The following is a 16061-nucleotide window of genomic DNA, read 5'->3' on the forward strand; positions in this document are numbered from 1 at the left end:
CGGTCAGTCGCGAACCGCCTTGGCGGTGTGCGGGATTCGGGTGGCTGCGGCCAGGCCCAGCAGGAGGAAGAGGGCGGCGGCCAGCAGGGTGGTGCGGGTGGAGTCGGTGAAGCCGCGGCAGAGGGCGTCCAGGATGACATCGGCGTGATCGTGTTCGCGGACACCGGAGATCGCGCCGCCGGCGGATTCGCGGGTGGCGGTGGCGAGGGTGTCGGCGGCGTTGTCGGGGAGGTTGGGGACGTCGGCCAGTTGCCTGGGGAGGTCGTGGCCCAGGGAGACGGAGAGCAGGGCACCGATGATGGCGGTGCCGAAGGCCGAGCCGACCTGTCGGACGGTGCTCTGGGTGGCGGAGCCCTGGCCGGAGTTCCGCGGCGGGACCTCGGCCAGGACCACGCCGGTCAACTGGGCCGAGGCCATACCCAGGCCGATGCCGTAGCCGATGAGCAGCACCGCGAGCCACCACCCGGAGATCTGCGGGGTGACGAAGAGCGCGGCGAGCGCGATGGCCACCGCCTCGAACGCCAGGCCGATCTGGACCACCCGCACCGGACCGTATTTGTGCACGAGCCCTTCGGCCACCCCCGCGGACAGGAACGCGCCCGCGGCCATGCCCGCCAGGACATAGCCCGCGCCGAGCGTGGACAACCCGAGAACATTGACCATGAACAGCGGCAGGACGAAGAGCAGACCGAATTCGCCCAGCGCCACGGCGAAGGCGGTGATGTTGCCCCAGAGGAAGCTCTTGATCTTGAACAGCGCCGGATCCAGCAGCGCCGAGCGGCCGATGAGATTGCGATGCTGCTCCCAGCGAACGAACAGGATCAGACAGATGACGCCGAGCGCCAGCAGCACCGGAATCGGGGAGAGAGGTGCGGTGACGGGCCAGGTCCAGCCCGCGAGCGGGAATTCGTGCAGCGGCTTCCACCAGCCGTAGGTCTGCCCCTCGATGAGCGCGAAGACCAGCAGCGCGAAACCCGCTGCGCTGAGCAGGAAGCCGTCGACGTCGAGGCCGGGGGCGGCCTTGCCCATCCGGGTTTCGGGAACGAAGAGGAACAGGCCGACGAGCACCAGCGCGCCCAGTGGAATGTTCACCAGGAAGATCCAGGGCCAGGTGTAGTAGGTGGTGATCCAACCGCCCAGCAGCGGCCCGATGGCCGCGACGCCGGAGATGACCGACCCCCAGACCGCGAAGGCGATGACCCGGTCGCGCCCCCGGAAGATGGCGTTCATGGTGGCGAGGGTGCCGGGCATGATCCCGGCCGCGCCGACGCCCTGCACCACGCGACCGAGGATGAGCGGCCACACCGAGGTGGCCGAGGCGGCGAGGATGCTGCCCGCCACGAAGATCAGCACGCCCACCGCGAACATGTTCCGCCGCCCGAGCCGATCGCCGAGCCGTCCGCTGGTGATCAGCAGCGCGGCGAGCACGACCGCGTAGATGCTCGTGATCCATTGCGCCTGAGTGAAATTCAAGCTCAGGTCGGCAATGATCACGGGCAGCGAGACGGAGACGATGGTGCCGTCGAGCACCACCATGGACAACCCCAGCGCGAGTACGCCCAGGGCGAGCCACCGCTTGCGCCCCAGCTGGATGTGCTCGTCGGGTTCCCTATCCGCCATCACCGCTCCCACCGCTCGAAGACAACCGTCCAGAACTATGGTGCTGCACATTCACCAAACCCACGGAAAAGGCACGCGGAACTTGCCCGAGTGTAGCCTTGAGCCGCCTTAACAACCTTTCCACATAAGACAGCCAGAAATTTGCTATCCCTAGGAAAGGGGTGCTCCATGGCCAAGAATGTCGCCGATGGAATGTGGGAAATGCTCGTCTCGGCCGGGGTGCGACGGTGCTACGGCATCGTGGGCGACGCCCTGAATCCGGTGATCGACGCACTGCGCCGCAACGGACAGATCGAGTTCGTCCACGTCCGGCACGAGGAGTACGGCGTCTTCGCCGCCGTCGCCGAGGCCACGCTGACCGGCCGGCCGGTCGCGGTGTGCGGCACGGCAGGCCCCGGCGTCACCCACCTGATCAACGGCCTGATCGACGCCCGCCGCGAGGGCGCGCCGGTCATCGCCATCGCCGGTGACACCGAGACCGGCGTCCAGGACAGCTCCGCGCTGGAGGAGCTCAATCCGTACCGGTTCTTCGAGACCGCCGCCCACTACATCGGCCGCCTCGTGAATCCTGATCAGCTGCACCACGTGGTCGGCAATGCCATCACCGTGGCGGTGGCCGAACGCGGGCCGACCGTGATCGCCGTGCCCGCCGATACCGCGCAGCTGCCCGCGCCGAAATCGCCCACGTGGGTGCCGCTTCCGGCCACCCGCCCCGGCCCGGCGCATCCGGAGGAGGTACGGCGCATGGCGGAACTCCTCGATTCCGCCGGCAAGATCGCCATCTTCGGCGGTGACGGCTGCGCCACGGCGGGCCCGCAGGTGCGCGAGCTGGCGCGCACACTGCAAGCGCCGGTTGGGTATTCGCTCAAGGGCAAGCAGTGGCTCGAACACGACAACCCGAATGCCGTCGGTATGACGGGCCTGCTCGGCTACGGCGGCTGCTGGGAGGCCATCAACAAGTGCGATGTGCTGCTCATGCTGGGCACGGACTTCCCGTTCAAACAGTTCCTGCCGCAGTCGAAGGTGAAGGTGATCCAGGTGGACCGCCACGCGAGCCATCTGGGCCGCCGAGTTCCGCTGGAGCAGGCGGTGCTCGGCGATGTGGCGGCTACCGTCGACGCACTGCTGCCGCTGGTGAAACCCAAGCAGGACAGTCGTTTTCTGGACAAGTGCGTGAAGCACACCGAACGTTCGGTGAAGCGGCTGCGGCACTATGTCACCGAGGGTCCGAAGCTGACGCCGATCAGGCCCGAGTACCTGGCCTCCGTCCTGAACGAGGAGGCCGCCGACGACGCGCTGTTCTTCGCCGACACCGGCACCGCGGTCATCTGGGCCTCGCACTACCTCACCCTCGGCCCGAACCGCCGCCTGATGGGCTCGTTCACCTGGGCCTCGATGGCCAATGCCGCCCCGAACGCCTTCGGTGCGCAGCTGGCCTTCCCGGGCCGTCAGACCATCGCGCTGTGCGGTGACGGCGGTTTCACCATGCTGGGCCTGGGCGATCTGCTCACCCAGGTGCAGCGCGGGACCCCGGTGCTGCAGGTGGTGCTGAACAATGCGGAACTCGGCTTCGTGCACCTGGAACAGCAGGAGGCCGGATTACGGCCCTACGGCACCGATTTCCAGAACCCTGATTTCGCCAAGGTGGCGGAGGCCATGGGCGCCACCGGAATTCGCGTGGAGGATCCGGCCGACCTGCGGGATGCGGTGCGGCGCGCGCTGAGCCACCGGGACGGCCCGGTGGTGCTGGATGTCCTGGTGGACAAGTACGCGCTCGCGCTGCCCGAACATGTGCCCGCGGAGACGGTGACGGGCTTCACGCTCGGCGAGCTGAAGATGAGTCTGGGCGGTGAGGCGGCCGAGGTGATGAAGAACGTCACGCACAACGTGCGCCTACTCTGAACAGCCCGGGACAGCGCGCGCCGCCATCGGTTACGTTGATAGTCGTGTCGATGATGAAGGGCTCCAACGTACCGGTGGCGGCGTCCGCGGTCCGTATCGAACTGGGGTGGCAGCAGGGGGCCGTGGACGCGGACGCCTCGGCGCTGCTGCTGGTCGGCGGCCGGGTGCGTTCGGACAGTGATTTCGTCTTCTACAACCAGCCCGCGCACGCCTCGGGTGCGGTGCGGCACGAGGGCAAGCGGCAGGGGCCGCTGGTCGTCGACGCGCTGACGGTGCAGCTGGCGCAGGTGGAGCCGCAGATCGAGACGATTGTGATCGCGGCGTCCTCCGACGGCGGGACCTTCGCCCAATTGCAGGGTCTGCACGTGCGTTTGGTGGACGCGGCCAGCGGTGCGGAGGTGGCGCGGTTCGACAGTGCGGACGCCTCCACCGAGACGGCCTTCGTGCTCGGCGAGCTGTACCGCCGTCAGGGCGCGTGGAAGTTCCGCGCCGTCGGCCAGGGGTATGCCTCCGGATTGGCCGGTCTCGCCTCGGATTTCGGCATCTCGGTCGACGATTCCCCGGCACCGCAGCCGCAGACCCCACCGCAGCCCCAGCGGCAGACACCGCAGCCGCCGCCGAATTACGGTCAGCCACAGGGGAATCCCGTTCCGCCGCCGACCTACGGTCAGCCCCAGGGCAGCCCGCCCCCGCCTCCCCCGAGCTACGGCCAGCCGCAGCCGAATTACGCACAGCCACAACACTTCAACCCGCCGCAGCCGGTTCCTCCGGGACAGTACGGCCAGCCGGGACAGTTCCCGCCCCCGCCGCAGGGCCAGCCGGGACAGTCGAATCCTGTTCCGGGCGGGAAGATCTCGCTGACCAAGGAGTCGCCGGCGGTTTCGCTGACCAAGCAGGGCGCGACCGGCGGCATCATGAAGGTGAATCTGAACTGGATGGTGCCGGGGGCGTCGAGCGGGCTGTTCGGACGCAAGCGGGGCGGCAATGGCGGCCTGGATCTGGATCTGTGCTGCTTCTGGGAGCTGACCGACGGGTCGAAGGGCTGCATCAGCCCGCTCGATTCCATGGGCAATCTGCATCGCGCCCCGTTCATCGAGCTGGATCAGGACGACCGTTCGGGTGCCAGCGCCGCGGGCGAGAACCTGTCCATCAACCTGGATTTCACGCAGCAGTTCCGCCGCATCCTGGTGTTCGCGTCGCTGTACGAGGGCGCGGAGGACTTCCGCAATGTGCACGCGACGGCCACCCTGTACCCGCGCAACTCCCCGCCCATCGAGATGCAGGTGAGCGGCTGCGTGGACGATTCGCGCGAAATGGTGCTGGCGCTGATCGAGAACATCAACGGCGAGTTGGTGGTTCGCCGCGAGGGCGTATTCGTGCGCCCGCCGCAGGGGCATCGCTTCTGGGGCAAGCTGGCGGTGGACCAGACCTACCGCTGGGAACTCAAGTGGGGCACGTCCTCGGGCAAGTCCTAGGCGCCGGGCTCGGCCAATTCGACCGCGGCCGAGCGCGTCTGCTCCAGATCACCTTGCCAGCCGAGCAGCCGCAGGATGGCGTCGGGGATCAGATGCTCGGCGTACTCCGGTGACGCGCCTTCGTCCGAGCGCATATTGATCACGGATTCGACGAGCCGGAACGGCAGCAGTTCCACTCCGGGAACGCTGTTTCCGGCCGCCCCGGCGACGGCCGCCGCGAGTCGCTCGTAATGCCTGCGTAGCTCGTCGCGCCGTTCGCGGAATACGGCGAATCGTTCACTGCGCAGTTCCGGCAGCAGGTACAGCGCCCCGAGATTCCAGCGCGACGCGCACAGCTGACTCACGTCGAACCAGGCCAGCGCGTACAGCCGCACCGCCGCGGGCGCACTCGCCCCCGCCAGGCGTTCCGCGAGTTCCAGTGGCCCGGTGATGGTTTCGGCGAGCAGCGCGTCGAGGATGTCGTCCTTGGACGCGAAGTGGTGGTACAGCGACGCCTGCCGGATGCCGACCGCGTCGGCAATCCCCCTCGTCGAGGTGCTCCCGTATCCCTTGGCGGTGAACAGCTCCGCCGCCGCGTCGAGAATCTCGGCGCGCGGCGTCTGTCCCGCCCGCCGCCGGGGTTCCAGCCGGGGCCTCCCAGGTCCGATCTGCGTCACACGCTCATTCTTGCCTACGCCGTCCCGCGCCCTTGTCACAGGCGGCCGTCCTGCGCCGTGAGTTTTCTGTCATTCGATAGAAATCCAGGCAACGCAGAAGTTACGCCCGGCCACAGGACGGATACATCGGCGTCACCGTTCACGCGATCGCGGCTGGAAACCTTTCACTCGATAGTTATTCGCCGCTCGCCGAAAGATCCGCCAATGGTCGCCACTGATACCAGCGCCGAGGGCGCGGACCTCGCCCGCTTCGGTTACCAACCCGTCCTGCATCGCAAGCTCGGCCGATTCGCCTCCTTCGCGGCCGGGTTCTCCTTCGTCTCCATCCTCACCACGATCTTCCAGTTCTTCGGCCTCGGTTACTCCTTCGGTGGCGCGGCCTTCTTCTGGACCTGGCCCCTGGTCTTCCTGGGTCAGCTGCTGGTCGCCCTGAATTTCGCGGAACTCGCCGCGCGGTACCCGATTTCGGGCGCCATCTACCAGTGGGCCCGCCGCATCGGCGGCGAACTGGTGGGCTGGTTCGCGGGCTGGATGATGATCATCGCCCAGATCGTCACCGCCGCCGCGGCCGCCATCGCGCTGCAGGTGGTGCTGCCCGCGATCTGGGACGGCTTCCAGCTCATCGGCACCGATACCGCGCTGACCTCCAGCGACGGGGCCATGAACGCGGTGCTGCTGGGCAGCATCCTGCTGGCCTTCACCACCACCATCAATGTGATCGGCATCGATCTCATGTCGCGCATCAACTCCATCGGCGTGACCATCGAAATCGTCGGCGTGGCAGCGGTTATCGCACTGTTCTTCACCAGCGCCGAGCGCGGCCCGGCGGTGGTGCTGCAGACCGATCAGGCCGCGCCGGGCCCGTACTGGGCGGCGTTCCTGGTCTCGGGCCTGATGGCCGCGTATGTGATGGTCGGATTCAATTCCGCCGGTGAGCTTTCCGAGGAGACGGTCAATCCCCGGCAGGTCGCCCCGCGCACCATTCTGAGCGCGCTGACGGTGTCGGCGCTGGGCGGCGGCCTCATCCTGCTCGGCGCGCTCATGGCCGCCCCGAGCCTGACCGACGGAGCCCTGGCCACCGAGGGGCTGGGCTATGTGATCACCGCGAAGCTCGGCACCCTGCCCGGCAAGATCGTCCTGGCCTGTGTGGCGTGCGCGATCACGGTGTGCACCTTGGCGATTCAGACCGCGGGTTCGCGCCTGATGTTCTCCATGGCGCGCGACGGCAAGCTCCCCTTCGCCAAGCAGCTGGCCACGGTGCATCCGCGCTACGGCACGCCGGTGCTGCCCGCCGTGGTGATCGGCGTGCTCGGTATCGGGCTGCTGGTGCTCAATCTGGGCAATGCCGCCATCTTCGCGACGCTGGCCAGTGTCTGCATCGTCACCATCTACCTGGCCTACGCCATGGTGACCACGCCGCTGCTGGTGCGAAGGATCCAGGGCACCACCGGTTTCCGGACGACCGACGACGACGGCACCCCGCTGTTCAGCCTGGGTCGCTGGGGCCTGCCGATCAATATCGGCGCGGTGGCGTGGGGTCTCGGGATGGCGGTGAACCTGGCCTGGCCGCGCCCGGAGATCTACACCCCGGCCGGTGGCGGCTGGTGGATGCTCTGGGCCGCACCGCTTTTCGTGCTCGTCACGGTGGTCGTGGGCATCGCGGTGTACCGCGCGGTGACGCCTCGCCCGGTGACCGGCACCGATCCCGTCCCGCAGCCCGCCTGACACCCTGCCCCGGCCGAGCCGGCATTCGAATCCCGTTCTTCGCACAAGGAGTAACCATGACCAGCACCGCGGATACGTCGAGCGCCCGCGCGCACGCGCGCTCCCAGGCGGCCGCCGCGCACCTGAGCGGCCCGACGCTGCCGGAAGGTGTCGATTCCGCGAAAGTGACCTTCGCCCAGCGGATTCCGTCGGGTGGTTATGCGAATGCCGTGCTCGGCCGGGGCACCCGGGTCCGATTCTCGGATCCGAAGGGCGCGGCCTGCGCCCACCTGTTCCTGTTGCGCGCCGAATCACCGTGGGAGCGGCTGAATGTCGCGGACACCGTGAAGGTGCCGTGGCAGGCGTACCTGGGTCAGGGCCATCCGCTGCTGTCGGATCAGGGGCGGGTGCTCGCCACCGTCGTCGCGGATTCCTCCGGCAGGCACGACACGCTCTGCGGGCCGACGCCCGCCGCCCGCGATCGGCTCCTGCTGGCCGGCGTCAAACAGGGCTTGGAGCCCCGCGATCTGGGCCCGACCATCGCACTGTTCCGGGGCGTGCGCGTCGAATCCGACGGCGGCCTCACCCCGACCGGCTCGGCGGGCGCGGGCGCGGCGCTCGAGCTGCTCATCCAGCTGCCGGTGACCCTGCTGGTCGCCAATGCCGAACACCCCCTGGACCTTTCGCCCACCACCGAGCTGGACCTGGTGGCCTGGTCCGCACCCGAGGACCTGGTCACCCCGCACAACACCGATCCGGAATACCTGCGCGCCGTGGAGAACACCGAGCGCGACTGGACCGCACGCACCCTGGAGACCCTCGCATGATCGCCGCATCCCGCACCGTCGTCCTGGACGAGACCGTTCCCGCCAGCAGCCCGTGGTCGACCGTGGTGCGCGCCGGGGAGCATCTGGAGATCATCGACCTGCACGGCAACCAGGCGGTGGACTGCCTGCTGTACGCGGCGGCCGACCACACCGACCGCTACAGCGCGCAGGCCACCGTCACCGCCCAGCGCAATATCTTCCTGACCACCGGCAGCGTCCTGCGCACCGATTCCGGCACCGAGCTCATGACCGTGGTGGCCGACGACGTCGGCAATCACGACACCGTGGCCGGAGCCTGCTCGCAGGAATCCAACACCCTGCGCTACGGCCACCACACCCGCCATCAGCACGCCTGCGTGGAGAACTTCCTCGCCGAGGGCCTGAAATGGGGCCTGGGCAAACGGGATCTGGTCTCCAATATCAACTGGTTCATGAACGTTCCCGTGGAGGCGGACGGCACCCTGGGCATCGTGGACGGCCTGTCCGCCCCCGGCAAGACCATCACGCTGCGCGCCGAGATCGACACCCTGGTCCTGGTCTCCAACTGCCCGCAGATCAACAACCCCTGCAACGGATTCGATCCGACGCCGGTCCGCATGGTGGTGACGCGATGACGGCCGTGCTCCCGCAACCCGATCTCGCCGACGCCACGGAGGGTGCGGTCATGGCTGCGACACTGCGGGTGATCCGGCCGGGAATGCAGACCACGGTGCAGGACTGGCCGGGCCGGGTCGGCTACTGGCATGTGGGCGTGCCGCCGTCGGGTCCGATGGACGATCTGTCGTTCCGGCTGGGCAATCGCGCACTGGGCAATCCGGAGGGCGCGGCCGGGCTCGAATGCACGCTCGGCGGACCGGCCCTGCGCTTCGACGAGCCCACCTGGGTGTGCGTGACGGGCGCGCCGGTGCCGGTGACGGTGAACGGAAAACCGGTGCGGCAGTGGCGCAGTGTGCTGGTGCCCGCCGGCGGCGTGCTGGATGTGGGCGCGGTGCGCGGACCGGGCATGCGCTGCTACATCCTGATCGCGGGCGGTATCGAAGTACCCGAATACCTCGGCAGCAGAGCGACTTTCACACTGGGCAGGTTCGGTGGCGCGGCCGGGCGCGCCCTGGTCGCCGAGGATGTGCTGGCGCTCGGCGCACCCCTCGGCCGCGTGACGGCCGGGGTGGCCGGTGACGATCAGCCGGTGCTGACCCGCCGCTGGGAGCTGGCCGTCACCGAGGGTCCGCACGGCGCGCCGGAGTTCTTCACCCGCAAGGACTTCGACACCATCATCGGCACCGATTACGAGGTGCACTTCAACTCCGATCGGACCGGTGTCCGGCTGGTCGGGCCGAAACCGCAGTGGGCGCGGCCCGACGGCGGCGAGGCGGGCATGCACCCGTCGAACATCCACGACAACGCGTATTCCATTGGCGCACTGGACTTCACCGGCGACACCCCGATCCTGCTCGGCCCGGACGGCCCGAGCCTCGGCGGGTTCGTCTGCCCGGTCACGGTGGTCGCCGCCGAACGCTGGAAGCTGGGTCAGCTCACCCCGGGCGATATCGTGCGCTTCGTTCCGGTGCGCTCGGATCGCGCGGCGTCCCTGCGTGAACTCGGCGCGGAGCGCCGGGCGTCCTGGCCGATCGTGCTGTCCGGCGGCGGGGACGGCGACGACGGCGTCCTGGCCCGCCGCGACGGCGCGGACACCGCGGTCACCTACCGCCGCCAGGGCAATGACGGGGTCCTCATCGAATACGGGGATATGACACTGGATCTGGAGCTGCGCGCCCGCGTGCACGCACTGCACCAGGCCCTGCTGGAGCGTGCGGAGCCGGGCGTCACCGAACTGACGCCGGGTGTGCGGTCTCTCCAGGTCCGCACCGATCCGGACCGGCTGCCCACCCGCACGCTGCTCGAACTGCTCGGCGAGGTGGAGACCGAACTGCCGTCCGCCGACGAGCTGGTGGTGCCCAGCCGCACCGTGCGCATGCCGCTGTCCTGGGACGATCCGTCGACCCGCGAGGCCATCACCCGGTACATGCACGGCGTGCGCGCGGACGCTCCCTGGTGCCCGTGGAATATCGAATTCATCCGCCGCGCCAATGGATTGGCGACGGTGGACGAGGTTTTCGATATCGTCTTCGACGCCGAATACCTGGTGCTCGGGCTCGGCGACGTCTACCTCGGCGCGCCCGTGGCCACCCCCACCGACCCGCGCCATCGCCTGGTCACCACCAAGTACAACCCGGCCCGCACCTGGACGCCGGAGAACGCGGTGGGTATCGGCGGCGCGTACCTGTGCATCTACGGCATGGAGGGTCCGGGCGGCTACCAGTTCGTCGGCCGCACCACCCAGGTGTGGAACCACCGCTCCTCCGGAATCTCCGAAGACCCTTGGCTGCTGCGCTATTTCGACCGCATCAGCTGGTATCCGGTGAGCGCCGACGAACTCACCGACCTGCGCGCCGATTTCGCCGCCGGACGCGGTGAACTCCAGGCCGAGGACGGCGAGTTCCGCCTCGCCGACTATCGCGCCTTCCTCGCCGACAACGCCGAATCCATCGAGAAGTTCCGCGCACACCAGTCCGAAGCCTTCACCGCCGAACGCAATTCGTGGCGGGACAGCGGCGAACTCACCGAGGCGCACTAGCCCGACGATATGGTCGCGATCGGCAAAACCGTTCCGGGACAGCCGACTCCAGTGATCCACAGTCGTCCACAAGCCATCCACACCTGTTCCGACAACTTCGAGGAGCCGACAATGACCGTCTGGATCCACCGCCGATCCGACACCGACGTGGCCGCCGAGTCGGCCGCCGCGAACGGCCCGCTGGCGGGAATTCGGTTGGCCGTCAAGGACAATGTCGATGTGGCGGGCCTGCCGACGACGGCGGGCTGCCCGGAGTACACCTATTTTCCCGGCGCGGACGCGGCGGCGGTGGCCGCACTGCGGGCGGCCGGTGCGGTGGTGGTCGGCAAGACGAATCTGGATCAGTTCGCGACCGGCCTGGTCGGCACCCGTTCACCGTACGGCGTGGTGGAGAACGCCGTCCGGGCCGGATTCGTTTCGGGCGGTTCGAGTTCCGGCTCCGCCGCCGCCGTGGCGCGCGGTGAGGTCGATATCGCCATCGGCACCGATACCGCGGGTTCGGGGCGGGTCCCGGCGGCGCTGCACGGCATCGTGGGCATCAAACCGACTGTGGGCGTGGTGTCCACGGCCGGGGTGGTGCCCGCCTGCCGCTCCTACGATTGCGTGACCGTCTTCGCCGCGGACCTGCGATCGGCCGGGCGGGCCATGGGTGTCATGGCGACGGGCGCGCCCGCACGGCCATGGCCCGCCGATACCCGCTCGGCCGCGCCGCCGAATCCGGTTGTGGCCGTGTTCGCGCACCTTCCCGATCTGGATCCGGCCTGGCGGGAAGCCTTCGACCGTACGGTCGACGGACTCCGCGAGCGGGGCGCGCGCATCGTGGAGATCGACGCGGAGCCGTTCCTCGCGGCCGCCCGGCTGCTGTACAGCGGTGCGCTGGTGGCCGAACGCTATTCGGCCGTGGGTGAGTTCGTGGACGCGCATGCCGAGGTGGTCGATCCGACGGTGGCGTCGATCATCCGCGCGGCCCGCGATATCCCCGCGCACCAATTGGTTACGGACCAGGCGGAATTGGAACGTCTGCGCACCTGTGCGCTGGCGGCGCTGTCCGGTGCGGATGTGCTGCTCGCGCCCACCGTGCCGACCCACCCCACCATCGCGCAGGTGGCGGCCGATCCGATCGGCGTGAACTCCCGGCTCGGCACCTACACCAACTTCTGCAATCTGTTCGATCTCTGCGCGGTAGCCGTCCCGGCAGCCGACGCCGGGGAGGTGCCACTCGGCGTGACGGTCTTCGCCCGCGCCTTCGAGGACGCGGTGGCCTTCGACGTGGCAGCGCTGGTCACCGGCGCACCGGCCGAGGAGATCCCGGAACCGGCTTGGCCCTTGGCTGTTGCGCCGGTGCAGGAGCTCATCGTCTTCGGCGCGCATCTGCGCGGCCAGCCGCTCGAGCATCAGCTGATCGAGCTGGGGGCGCGCTGGGCGGGACCGGTGCGCACCTCGCCCCGCTACCGTCTCGCCGCCCTGCCGACCACTCCGTCGAAACCCGCGGTCACCCGGGTCCCCGACGACGAGTCCGGGGTCGCTATCGCCGGGGAACGCTGGCTGCTCTCCCCCGCCGCTCTCGGCCGCTTCCTCGCCGCCCTCCCCGCGCCCATGCAGCTCGGCGCGGTGGAGCTCGAAGACGGTTCCTGGCGTACGGGTTTCAGCACGGCCGGCGCTGCCGCCGCATCCGCCAAGGACATCAGCGAATACGGCGGCTGGCGTGCTGCCCTGGCGGCCGGCGCGGTGGGCTGCTGAGCGTCTACGCGTGCTGTCGTGCCTTCCCGTGGCTCGAATCCCGGTGGCGCCGCATCGGATCCGGTCACAGGCTCCGGAAGAACTCCCGGATGTCCGCGACCAGCAGGTCGGGTTCCTCCAGCGCCGCGAAATGCCCGCCGCGATCGACCTCGACCCAGTGCGTGATGTTGTTCTCGGTCTCGGAGTACCGTCGGATGCCGACATCGTGCGCGAAAATGATTGCGCCGGTGGGTACTCCGGAGCTCGCGGGCACCGCGCCCCACGCCCCGGTCTGCCCGTAGCCGACATAGCCGGCCGATCCGGCGGTGCCGGTCAGCCAGTACATCATCACGTTGGTGAGCAGGCGGTCGCGGTCGAGGATCTTGTCCGGCGCCACATTTCGCGGATGCGTCCACTCGCGGAACTTGTCCATGATCCAGGACAGCTGCCCGATCGGGGAGTCGACCAGTCCGTAGGCGAGGGTCTGCGGACGGGTCGACTGGATGGCGATGTAGCCGAATTCCTCCTGCATGAACGCCTCGATCCGGTGCACCCGATCCTGTTCCGCCGCAGTGAGTTCGGCGAGCTCCGCCGCGTCGAGCGGAAGCTGCGGCATGGGTCCGGGTCCGCCGTTGACGTGCACGCCGATCACCCGGTCCGGTACCTCGCGCGCCACCTGCGGGCTCACCGCGGCGCCGATATCACCGCCCTGAACGCCGTAGCGCTCGTAGCCGAGCCGCTGCATGAGTTCGGCCCACGCCCGGCCGATGCGCTCGATATCCCATCCGGAATCGCTGACCGGTCCGGAGAATCCGAAGCCGGGCAGTGCGGGGATCACCAGGTGGAAGGCGTCGCCGGGGTCGCCGCCGTGTGCCCGCGGATCGCTCAAAGGTCCGATCACATCGAGGAATTCGACGATGGACCCCGGCCAGCCGTGGGTGAGCAGCAGCGGGGTGGCATCGGCTTCGGGTGAGCGCACGTGCAGGAAGTGGATGTGCTGCCCGTCGATCCGGGTGGTGAACTGCGGGTAGCGGTTCAGCTCGGCTTCCGCGGCCCGCCAGTCGTACCCGGTGCGCCAGTACTCCGCGAGTTCGCGCAGCCAGTGCACCGGGACGCCGGTATCCCAGTCGTCGCCCGGCAGGGGTGCGGGCCAGCGCACGCCGCCGAGCCGGGTGCGCAGGTCGTCGAGCTGATCCTGCGGGATGTCGATGCGGAAGGGGGTGATGTCGCTGCTCATGAACTACACGTTATTGACCTCCTAGGACAGGCTGAGCCCTAGCTCCGGACCAGTTTTCGCGATTCTTCGACCGCCCGCGCGGTCTCCTCGGTGATCAGTTCGCCATTGATCTGTGCGCCCGCCCAGGCTCCGGCAGCGGCGGCGGCTCCCACCTGCGCGGACAGGTCGGTGACATTGCCGGCGGCCCAGATGCCGGGGACCGCGGTCTTGCCGACGGCGTCCGCCGGGATGTATTCGCCCATGCCGCTGGGGTGTTCGATCGCTTCGAGTCCGGCGCTGCGCAGGAAGTCCGCGCGGGCGACCATGCGCGGGCCGACCACGAGGGCTTCGATCGGCGTGAGCGTTCCGTCGCCCAGCCGGACCCCGGCAATGCGGTCGCCGTCGCCCTCGAGTGCGGTCACCTCACCCTTGATGACGCGAATTCCCCTGGCCGCCAACTGTTCCGACTGTTCGCCGGTCAGCGTGCCGGTGTGCGTGAACAGGGTGACGTCATCGCTGAGCTGCCGGAACATCAGCGCCTGATGCGCGGACATGGGACCGCCGCCCAGTACGCCGATGACCTGGTCGCGAACCTCCCAGCCGTGGCAGTACGGGCAGTGCAGCACATCGCGGCCCCACCGCTCCCGCACGCCGGGGATGTCGGGCAGTTCGTCGACCAGACCGGTGGTGACCAGAATCCGGCGCGCCCGCACCGAGCGACCGTCGGCCAGCGTGACCACGAATCCGATCGGGGCGCTCTCCGAATCCCCCTCGGCGGCAGAGGTTTCCGCGGTAGCGGCGGCGACCTCTGAATTTCCTTCAGCGGCAAAGGTCGCCGGTGCGATCGCGGCGACCTCCCCGCTCACGACCTGCCCGCCGTACTGCCGGACCTCGGCGCGCCCGCGTTCGAGCAGTTCCAGCGGCGGCACGCCGTCGCGGGCGAACAGTCCGTGCGCGGCCGCGGCGGGGGCGTTGCGCGGCGCGCCCGCGTCGATCACCACCACGGATCGGCGGGAGCGCGCGAGCATGAGCGCCCCGTTCAGGCCCGCGGCTCCCCCGCCGACCACCACCACGTCATAGCTGTCATTCAGCTGATCGGTCACTGTGACCACCTCCTGCGATCGACCATGCCGGTGCGACCGCCAGAACGGCAAAGAAAATTGCCGATATGGCAACATGTCCGCATGGAGGACCTCGATCAGACCCTCGACGCGGTAGGCCCCCGCCTGCGCGAACTCCGCCGCAGTCGGGAGACCACGCTGGCCGAGCTCTCGGCGGCGACCGGCATCTCGGTGAGCACGCTGTCGCGGCTGGAGTCCGGGGCGCGCAGGCCGACGCTGGAGCAGCTGCTCCCGCTGGCCCGCGCGCACGGCGTCACCCTGGACGAGCTGGTGGACGCACCACTCACCGGCGATCCCCGCGTCCATCTGAAGGCGTTCACCCGGGGCGGGATGACCATGCTGCCGTTGACCCGCCGAGCGGGCGGCATCCAGGCCTTCAAGATGATCATCCCCGCGAACAGCCCGCGCCGAGAGCCCGAGCTGCGCACGCACGAGGGCTACGAGTGGCTCTACGTGCTCAACGGCCGCCTGCGCATGGTGCTCGCCGACCACGATGTGATCCTGTCCCCCGGCGAGGCGGCCGAATTCGACACCCACGTACCGCACTGGTTCGGCGCGGCCGATGACGACGCGGTCGAATTCCTCAGCCTGTTCGGCAAACAGGGCGAGCGCGCGCACTTCCGCGCCCGGCCCAAGCCGAAGAACCCGTGATCGGCTGGCGGTAACCCGGCACCGTCGGGGTGCGGTCGCAGCGCTCAGTCCGAAACCTGTGCCGCACCGGGCGCGGTCGCGTCGCGGATGATGCGCAGCCCGGCCGTGAGCTCCTCCAGCTGTTGCGGCGTCAGCAGATTCGTGAACCAGCGGTCGACGCCCTCGAGGTAGGCGGGCAGCACGCGCGCCACGCGGGTGGCCCCGGCCGCGGTGAGCACCGCGTAGGAACTGCGCCGGTCACCCGGATCGGCCTCGCGGCGCACGAATCCATTGCGCTCCAGGCGATCCACGAGCCGCGTCACGCCGCTGGTGGACAGGTTGGTCTGGACGGCGAGATCGGTCATGCGCAGTTTGCGGCCCGGGGAGCGGCTCAGCCGGGTGAGCGCGTTGAAGTCCAGCCCCGAGGAGAGGCCGTTGCCCTTCCAGGTGGTCTCCAGCCGGGCCAGGAGTCCGTCATGCGCCTCGTAGAGCAGGCCGACGGCGGTCAGGCGCGGATCATCGAAGAGCTTCTTGTTTTCCACGGTGAGCAGCATAA

At 69.1% G+C, this 16061-nt stretch carries 13 protein-coding genes; 8 read left to right on the top strand and 5 right to left on the bottom strand.

Features of this window, described 5'->3' with window-relative positions:
• Positions 1 to 3: 3 nt before the first annotated feature.
• Entirely contained in the window at positions 4 to 1620 is a 1617-nt protein-coding gene (locus JK358_RS13905) for a DHA2 family efflux MFS transporter permease subunit (protein WP_201947591.1), read from the bottom strand.
• Between the two features lie 168 nt (positions 1621 to 1788).
• Here JK358_RS13905 and JK358_RS13910 point away from each other — a divergent pair, with 168 nt between their 5' ends.
• Both JK358_RS13910 and JK358_RS13915 read left to right on the top strand, forming a co-directional pair.
• Positions 1789 to 3522, top strand: coding sequence for a thiamine pyrophosphate-dependent enzyme (locus JK358_RS13910; protein WP_201947592.1), 1734 nt, complete (start codon positions 1789 to 1791; stop codon positions 3520 to 3522).
• 50 nt (positions 3523 to 3572) lie between these two features.
• Complete coding sequence (locus tag JK358_RS13915) at positions 3573 to 4997, top strand: TerD family protein (RefSeq protein ID WP_201948364.1); 1425 nt, start codon at positions 3573 to 3575, stop codon at positions 4995 to 4997.
• Here JK358_RS13915 and JK358_RS13920 read toward each other — a convergent pair.
• On the bottom strand, positions 4994 to 5653 hold the full coding sequence (locus tag JK358_RS13920) for a TetR/AcrR family transcriptional regulator (RefSeq protein WP_201947594.1): 660 nt from the start codon (positions 5651 to 5653) through the stop codon (positions 4994 to 4996). The genes JK358_RS13915 and JK358_RS13920 overlap by 4 nt on opposite strands.
• Positions 5654 to 5857: 204 nt before the next feature.
• On the opposite strand from JK358_RS13920, the gene JK358_RS13925 reads away from it, so the two are divergent.
• The 5 genes from JK358_RS13925 to atzF are packed head-to-tail and all read left to right on the top strand — an operon-like array spanning position 5858 to position 12559.
• Positions 5858 to 7378, top strand: coding sequence for an amino acid permease (locus tag JK358_RS13925; RefSeq protein WP_201947597.1), 1521 nt, complete (start codon positions 5858 to 5860; stop codon positions 7376 to 7378).
• 56 nt (positions 7379 to 7434) lie between these two features.
• Entirely contained in the window at positions 7435 to 8184 is a 750-nt protein-coding gene (locus JK358_RS13930; protein WP_201947599.1) for a DUF1989 domain-containing protein, read from the top strand.
• Positions 8181 to 8798 (top strand): urea amidolyase associated protein UAAP2, encoded by a 618-nt coding sequence (locus tag JK358_RS13935; RefSeq protein ID WP_201947601.1) that lies wholly within the window; start codon positions 8181 to 8183, stop codon positions 8796 to 8798. The genes JK358_RS13930 and JK358_RS13935 overlap by 4 nt, the downstream gene beginning before the upstream one ends.
• 50 nt (positions 8799 to 8848) lie before the next feature.
• The gene (locus tag JK358_RS13940; RefSeq protein ID WP_201948366.1) at positions 8849 to 10819 is read left to right on the top strand and encodes a 5-oxoprolinase/urea amidolyase family protein; all 1971 of its coding nucleotides are present in this window, start codon (positions 8849 to 8851) and stop codon (positions 10817 to 10819) included.
• 9 nt (positions 10820 to 10828) lie between these two features.
• On the top strand, positions 10829 to 12559 hold the full coding sequence (gene atzF / locus JK358_RS13945; RefSeq protein ID WP_201947604.1) for an allophanate hydrolase: 1731 nt from the start codon (positions 10829 to 10831) through the stop codon (positions 12557 to 12559).
• A gap of 64 nt (positions 12560 to 12623) precedes the next feature.
• On the opposite strand, the gene JK358_RS13950 is transcribed toward atzF, so the two are convergent.
• Positions 12624 to 13775, bottom strand: coding sequence for an epoxide hydrolase family protein (locus JK358_RS13950; RefSeq protein WP_201947606.1), 1152 nt, complete (start codon positions 13773 to 13775; stop codon positions 12624 to 12626).
• 38 nt (positions 13776 to 13813) lie between these two features.
• The gene (locus JK358_RS13955; RefSeq protein ID WP_307817514.1) at positions 13814 to 14857 is read right to left on the bottom strand and encodes an NAD(P)/FAD-dependent oxidoreductase; all 1044 of its coding nucleotides are present in this window, start codon (positions 14855 to 14857) and stop codon (positions 13814 to 13816) included.
• Between the two features lie 81 nt (positions 14858 to 14938).
• On the opposite strand from JK358_RS13955, the gene JK358_RS13960 reads away from it, so the two are divergent.
• Positions 14939 to 15526 (top strand): helix-turn-helix domain-containing protein, encoded by a 588-nt coding sequence (locus JK358_RS13960; protein ID WP_201947611.1) that lies wholly within the window; start codon positions 14939 to 14941, stop codon positions 15524 to 15526.
• Positions 15527 to 15570: 44 nt separating this feature from the next.
• On the opposite strand, the gene JK358_RS13965 is transcribed toward JK358_RS13960, so the two are convergent.
• Positions 15571 to 16047, bottom strand: a complete 477-nt coding sequence (locus JK358_RS13965) for a MarR family winged helix-turn-helix transcriptional regulator (RefSeq protein WP_307817515.1) — start codon at positions 16045 to 16047, stop codon at positions 15571 to 15573.
• Positions 16048 to 16061: the final 14 nt, after the last annotated feature.

It is taken from the genome of Nocardia acididurans (assembly GCF_016741815.1).
GTDB classification, from domain to species: Bacteria; Actinomycetota; Actinomycetes; order Mycobacteriales; family Mycobacteriaceae; genus Nocardia; species Nocardia acididurans.